Raw genomic sequence first — 5,774 nt, 5'->3', positions numbered from 1 at the left:
GGGGCCCCCCCCTCCCGGGGGCCGGCCCGGGTTGGCTTCCCCCCCCCCCATGCACCACTTGGTGGGGGGGGGGGGGCCCCCCCCCCCCCCCCCCGCCCGCCCCTCCTTCCTGCCCGTGGCAGGGAAAGGACGCGCAGCCATGTCCCTCACCGCCACCGCGCTCGCCGACGGCGCCTGGGGCGACGCCGCCGTCAAGTTCGGCAACAGCTTCGGCGCCGTCGCCGGTTTCCTGGGCATCCTGCTGCTGGTCTTCCTGGTGGCCGGCCGGGCCTCCGGCCGGATCGCCCGCCCGCTGGCCGTCGGGGTCTTCCTCGGCCCGGCCGTCCTGCTGCTGCTCGTCGGCCTGGTCGCCCCGCTGGTCCGCACCGTCTACCTGAGCCTCTACAACGACGACAGCAGCCGCTTCGTGGGCGGCGAGAACTTCGGCTGGGCGTTCACCACCGACTCGGTCCAGAAGATCCTGGTCACCACCCTGCTGTGGCTGGTGGTGGCGCCGCTCGCGGCCACCGGTCTGGGGCTGGTGCTGGCGCTGCTGGTGGACCGGATGCGCGGTCAGGCGGTCTACAAGTCGCTGATCTTCATGCCGATGGCCATCTCACTGGTCGGCGCCTCGATCATCTTCAAGTTCGTCTACGAGTCCCGCGACGCCGCCCAGTCGCAGATCGGCCTGCTCAGCCAGCTCGCCATCACGCTGGGCTGGGAGCACCCGCCGAACTGGATGCTCTCCCAGCCGCTCAACACTTTCCTGCTGATGGCGGTGATGGTCTGGGTGCAGACCGGCTTCGCGATGGTCGTCCTCTCGGCGGCGATCAAGGCGATCCCGGACGAGGTCACCGAGGCGGCCCGGCTGGACGGGGCGGGCGGGGCGCGGCTGTTCTGGTACGTCACGGTGCCGATGATCCGCACCACGGTGGTGGTCGTGCTCACCACGGTCATGATCACCACGCTCAAGGCCTTCGACATCGTCCGCACCATGACCGGCGGCAACTTCGGTACCCAGGTGCTGGCCAACGAGATGTACTCGCAGTCCTTCGTGCAGTTCAACACCGGGCGGGGCAGCGCGCTCGCGGTGATCCTCTTCCTCGCGGTGCTGCCCCTGGTGGCCTACAACATCCTCCAGCTGCGGAAGGAGCGCGGAGTCCGATGAGCGAGCACCGTCCGACCACGGGCCGGCGTCCGACCGGCGAGCGTCCGGTCACGGGCGGCCGGCGTCCGACCGGTGACCGGCGACCGTCGCAAGCGGGCCGGCGGGGCGGGCGCGGGCTGCCGGACGGGCGCCGGGGCCCGGTCCGGCAGGCGTTCACCAGCCCGCTCTCCTCCGTCTTCGTGATCGCGGTGACGGTGCTGTGGACCGTCCCGACCCTGGGGCTGCTCGCCACCTCGCTGCGGCCCAAGCAGGACGTCACCGCCGACGGCTGGTGGAACGTCTTCCTCCACCCGGACCTCGGCCTCTCCAACTACCACACCGTGCTGTTCGAGGGCGGCTCCGGCGTCTCCACCGGCCTGATGCCCTTCCTGGTCAACTCGCTGGCGATCAGCGTCCCGGCGACGCTCTTCCCGCTGGTGCTGGCCGCGATGGCCGCGTACGGCCTGGCCTGGGTGCGGTTCCGGGGCAGCGACACGGTGTTCTTCGTGGTGTTCGCGCTCCAGGTGGTGCCGATCCAGATGGCGCTGATCCCGCTGCTGCGGCTCTTCTCCGGCGGCGCGCACCTGGGCTCGCTGACCGTCGTCCCGGCGGTGGACTTCAAGGGCACCTACGCGCCGGTCTGGCTCGCGCACACCATGTTCGCGCTGCCGCTGGCGATCTTCCTGCTGCACAACTTCATCGCCCAGCTGCCGCGGGACCTGATGGAGGCGGCGGTGGTGGACGGCGCCTCGCACTTCAAGATCTTCCGGTCGATCGTGCTGCCGCTCTGCACGCCGGCGCTGGCCTCGTTCGCCATCTTCCAGTTCCTCTGGGTCTGGAACGACCTGCTCGTCGCGCTGACCTTCGCCGGGGGAACGCCCGAAGTGGCGCCGATGACCGTCCGGTTGGCCCAGCTCTCCGGCTCCTTCGGCGGCCGCTGGGAGCTGCTCACGGCCGGCGCGTTCCTGTCGATCGTCATCCCCCTGGCGGTCTTCTTCGGCCTCCAGCGGTACTTCGTCCGCGGCCTGCTGGCCGGTTCGGTCAAGGGATAGTCCCGATCGGCACGGGATGTGGCGGTTCCGTGGACACGGTCGGCGCCGAACCGGTACACCGATAGGGGCAGTTGGCCGAGGTGCGTGGGGGGCGGTCATGGCAGGTACAGGCATTCGCGCGGGCGTCGGAAGGCGTGGCAGGCTCGGGGGCCTGCTGGCCGCCCTCACCACCGCCGTGGCGGTGGTCGCCGGCCCGGCGGCCGCTCCGGCGGTGGCCGCCACGGTGACCCTGGGCAGTACGGCGGTCGGTCCGTCCACCGATTCCGGAGACTCGAACCACCTCAACGCGTCCCGGTACGTCACCGGCGCGGCCGGCGGTGCGGTCAGCAGCGTCAGCGTCTACGTGGGCGCGGTGGACGCGGCGCCGAACAACCGGTTCCAGGTGGCGGTCTACCGCGACAACGGGGGCAGCCCGGGCGCACTGCTGGCCGGCAGCGCCACGGCGACGCTCACCGCCGACAGCTGGAACACCGTGCCGCTGACGGCGGACCTCACCGCGAACACCGCGTACTGGCTGGCCTACAACAGCAACGGCGGCAGCGCCGCCGTCAACAACCTGCGCTACAGCCCCGGCGGTACCAGCGTGTACGGCAACGGCGGCCGGGGGTTCGGCAGTTGGCCCGCCGACTTCGGCGCGGTGACGTCCAGCGGTCTCAGCTTCTCGATCTACGCGACCTACACCGCGGAGCAGACCCCGCCGCCCCCGCCGCCGGGCGCCGGCCCGGGCGCCGAGGGTCCGATCCTGCTGGTGACCAGCCAGGCCAACCCGTACACCCGCTACCTGGCCGAGATCCTCAAGGCGGAGGGCCTCAACGACTACCGCACGGTGGACATCTCGGCGGTGACCGGCTCGGTGCTGGCCTCCGCCGACGTGGTGCTGCTGGGCGAGATGCCGCTCACCGCGGCGCAGGCCGCGCTGTTCACCACCTGGACCGAGGGCGGCGGCCGGCTGGTGGCGATGCGCCCCGACAAGCAGCTCGCGCCGCTGTTCGGCCTCACCCCCACCGCCGGTGCCCGCGCGGACGCCTACCTCAAGGTGGACACCTCCGCGGCCCCCGGCGCCGGGATCACCGGCGACACCATGGGCTACCACGGCGCCGCCGACCTCTACGCGCTCAACGGCGCCACCACCGTCGCCGCCCTGTACGCCGACGCCGCCACCGCGACCGCCAACCCGGCGGTCACGCTGCGGACGGCCGGCAGCGGGCGGGCCGCCGCCTTCAGCTACGACCTGGCCAGGTCGGTGGTGCAGACCCGGCAGGGCAACGCGGCCTGGGCCGGCCAGCAGCGGGACGGCACGGACGGCTACGAGGCCTCCGAGATGTTCTTCGGTACCGGAGGCCGGCCGGACTGGAACGACCTGGACAAGGCGCTGATCCCGATCGCCGACGAGCAACAGCGGCTGCTGGCCAACCTGATCACCCTGCTCGACTCCGCCCGCAAGCCGCTGCCGCGCTTCTGGTACTTCCCGCGCGACGTCAAGGCCGTGGTGGTGATGACCGGGGACGACCACGGCGTCGGCGGCACGGCGGGCCGCTGGGACGGCTACACGGCGCAGAGCCCGCCCGGCTGCAGCGTCGCCAACTGGGAGTGCGTGCGCGGCTCCTCGTACATCTACACCGACGATCCGCTGACCCCGGCGCAGGCGCAGGCCTACACCGACCAGGGCTTCGAGGTGGGCGTCCACGTCACCACCAACTGCCGTCCCTGGGGCAGCACCTCCGCCCTGCAGGGCTACTACGCCGACCAGTTGTCCAACTGGCGGGCCAAGTACCCCTCGCTGCCGAACCCTTCGAGCAGCCGTACGCACTGCGTGGAGTGGGACGACTGGGCGACGCAGGCGAAGACCAAGCTGGCCAACGGCATCCGGCTCGACACCGACTACTACTTCTACCCCTCCAACTTCACCAAGGACCGCCCCGGTTACTTCAACGGCACCGGTCAGATCATGCGCTTCGCCGACACCGACGGCAGCGTGATCGACGAGTACCAGGCCACCACCCAGCTGACCGACGAGTCCGGCCAGTCCTACCCCGGCACCATCACCACGCTGCTCGACGCCGCCTACGGCGGCCAGGGCTACTACGCGGCGCTGACCGCCAACATCCACACCGACTTCGCGGCCTCCGCCGCCTCGGACGCGATCATCACCGCCGCGAAGGCGCGCGGCGTCCCGGTGGTCTCCGGGCGGCAGATGCTCACCTGGCTGGACGGGCGCAACGGCTCGGCGTTCACCAAGCTGGCCTGGAACGGCGGCAGCCTGACCTTCGACATCACCGGCGGGGCCAACGGGCTGCGGGCGATGCTGCCCGTCTCCGCCGCCTCCGGCACGCTGACCGGCATCTCCTCGGGCGGCCGGAGCGTCCCGTACCGGATCGAGACGGTCAAGGGCGTGGCGTACGCGTTCTTCGACGGGGCAATCGGCTCCTACACGGCTTCGTACGGCCGGGACACCACCCCGCCCGCCGTCACCGGGACGACCCCGGCCGGCGGTGCCACCGGGGTGGCGGCGGGGACGGCGGTGCGCTTCTCGTTCGGCGAGCCGCTGGACCAGGCGAGCGTGACGGCCTCCGCGGTGACCCTGCGGACCGCCGCCGGCGCCGCCGTGGCCGGCTCGGTGGCGTACGACGGCGCCGCCAACGGCGTGGTCCTCACACCGAGCGCCCCCCTGGCGCTGACCACCGGCTACACCGCGAGCGTCCAGGGGGTGCGGGACACCTCCGGCAACGCGCTGGCGAGCCCGTACGCGATCTCCTTCACCACCGGGGGAGCGCCGCCCAGGACGCTCGGCAACCCGGTCGTGGGCTCGCTGATCGACGACACCGACTCCCACCACCTCAACGGCAGCCGGGTCACCACCGGGGCGTCCCCGGTGCCGCTCACCGCGCTGAGCGTGCACACCGGCCCGGTCAGCGCGGCGCCGAACAACCAGTACCAGCTGGCGGTCTACACCGACGCGGGCGGCTCACCGGGCACCCTGGTCGCGGCGACCGGCAGCGGCACGCTGACCGCCAACGCCTGGAACACCGTGCCGCTGACGGCGGACCTCACCGCGAACACCGCGTACTGGCTGGTCTACAACAGCAACGGGACGGGTGCTTCGGTCAACAACATGAACTACTCCACCGGCCCGACCGGCTCGGGCGCCTACAGCAACGCGGTGGTGCCCTTCGGCACCTGGCCGGCTGAGTTCGGACCGGCGGTGAAGGACACGCTGCGGTACTCGCTCTACGGCTCCTACTGACGGCCCGACCCGCCCGCACCCGCGGCACGGCGCCCCCCGGGGCGCCTCTGTCACAGCCTTGTGACGGAGGCGCCCCGGGGTTTTTTGAACCTGTTCAGAATGGTCTACAGTCGGCGTCAGTCGCGGCGCCCAGGCGCCTGCCGGCGGACTGCCCCGTGGGCTGCTTCCGCATGCCCGCAGACCCTTCGAGGGGGAACTCATGCCCGGTCACTCCACACCCGCCCCGGCCGGCGGGCCGTCCGGATCCGACCCGTACCGCGCTCCCGGCGGCCCGGGGCAGCAGGCGGGCCCCCGGCATGCCGAGTCCGCTCCCGGCCCGGCCGCTCCCGGCCCGGCCGCTCCCGGCCCCGCG

The 5,774-nt window shown here is 72.3% G+C and carries 3 protein-coding genes; all 3 read left to right on the top strand.

Features of this window, described 5'->3' with window-relative positions:
* Positions 1-139: 139 nt before the first annotated feature.
* The 3 genes from ACFWA9_RS34960 to ACFWA9_RS34950 all read left to right on the top strand — a co-directional run bounded on the left by ACFWA9_RS34960 (position 140) and on the right by ACFWA9_RS34950 (position 5,422).
* The gene (locus ACFWA9_RS34960; RefSeq protein WP_359806465.1) at positions 140-1,147 is read left to right on the top strand and encodes a sugar ABC transporter permease; all 1,008 of its coding nucleotides are present in this window, start codon (positions 140-142) and stop codon (positions 1,145-1,147) included.
* Positions 1,144-2,178: a carbohydrate ABC transporter permease gene (locus ACFWA9_RS34955; RefSeq protein ID WP_380392844.1), complete on the top strand. Its 1,035-nt coding sequence runs from the start codon at positions 1,144-1,146 to the stop codon at positions 2,176-2,178. Before ACFWA9_RS34960 ends, ACFWA9_RS34955 begins: the two co-directional genes overlap by 4 nt.
* A 97-nt stretch (positions 2,179-2,275) precedes the next feature.
* Positions 2,276-5,422 carry an Ig-like domain-containing protein gene (locus ACFWA9_RS34950; protein WP_380392842.1) on the top strand — a complete coding sequence of 1,049 codons (3,147 nt, stop codon included), beginning with the start codon at positions 2,276-2,278 and terminating at the stop codon, positions 5,420-5,422.
* Positions 5,423-5,774 lie beyond the last annotated feature (352 nt).

Origin of the sequence: Kitasatospora sp. NPDC059973, assembly GCF_042737525.1 — a bacterium.
Taxonomy (GTDB): Bacteria; Actinomycetota; Actinomycetes; order Streptomycetales; family Streptomycetaceae; genus Kitasatospora.
Note: the sequence above shows the minus strand (reverse complement) of the source record. Positions and strands in the feature narration are given on the sequence as shown.

Excerpts from the sequence above, each read along its gene's own strand:
- ACFWA9_RS34960 (WP_359806465.1), top strand. The coding sequence starts at position 140 with ATGTCCCTCACCGCCACCGCGCTCGCCGACGGCGCCTGGGGCGACGCC.
- ACFWA9_RS34955 (WP_380392844.1), top strand. The coding sequence starts at position 1,144 with ATGAGCGAGCACCGTCCGACCACGGGCCGGCGTCCGACCGGCGAGCGT.
- ACFWA9_RS34950 (WP_380392842.1), top strand. The coding sequence starts at position 2,276 with ATGGCAGGTACAGGCATTCGCGCGGGCGTCGGAAGGCGTGGCAGGCTC.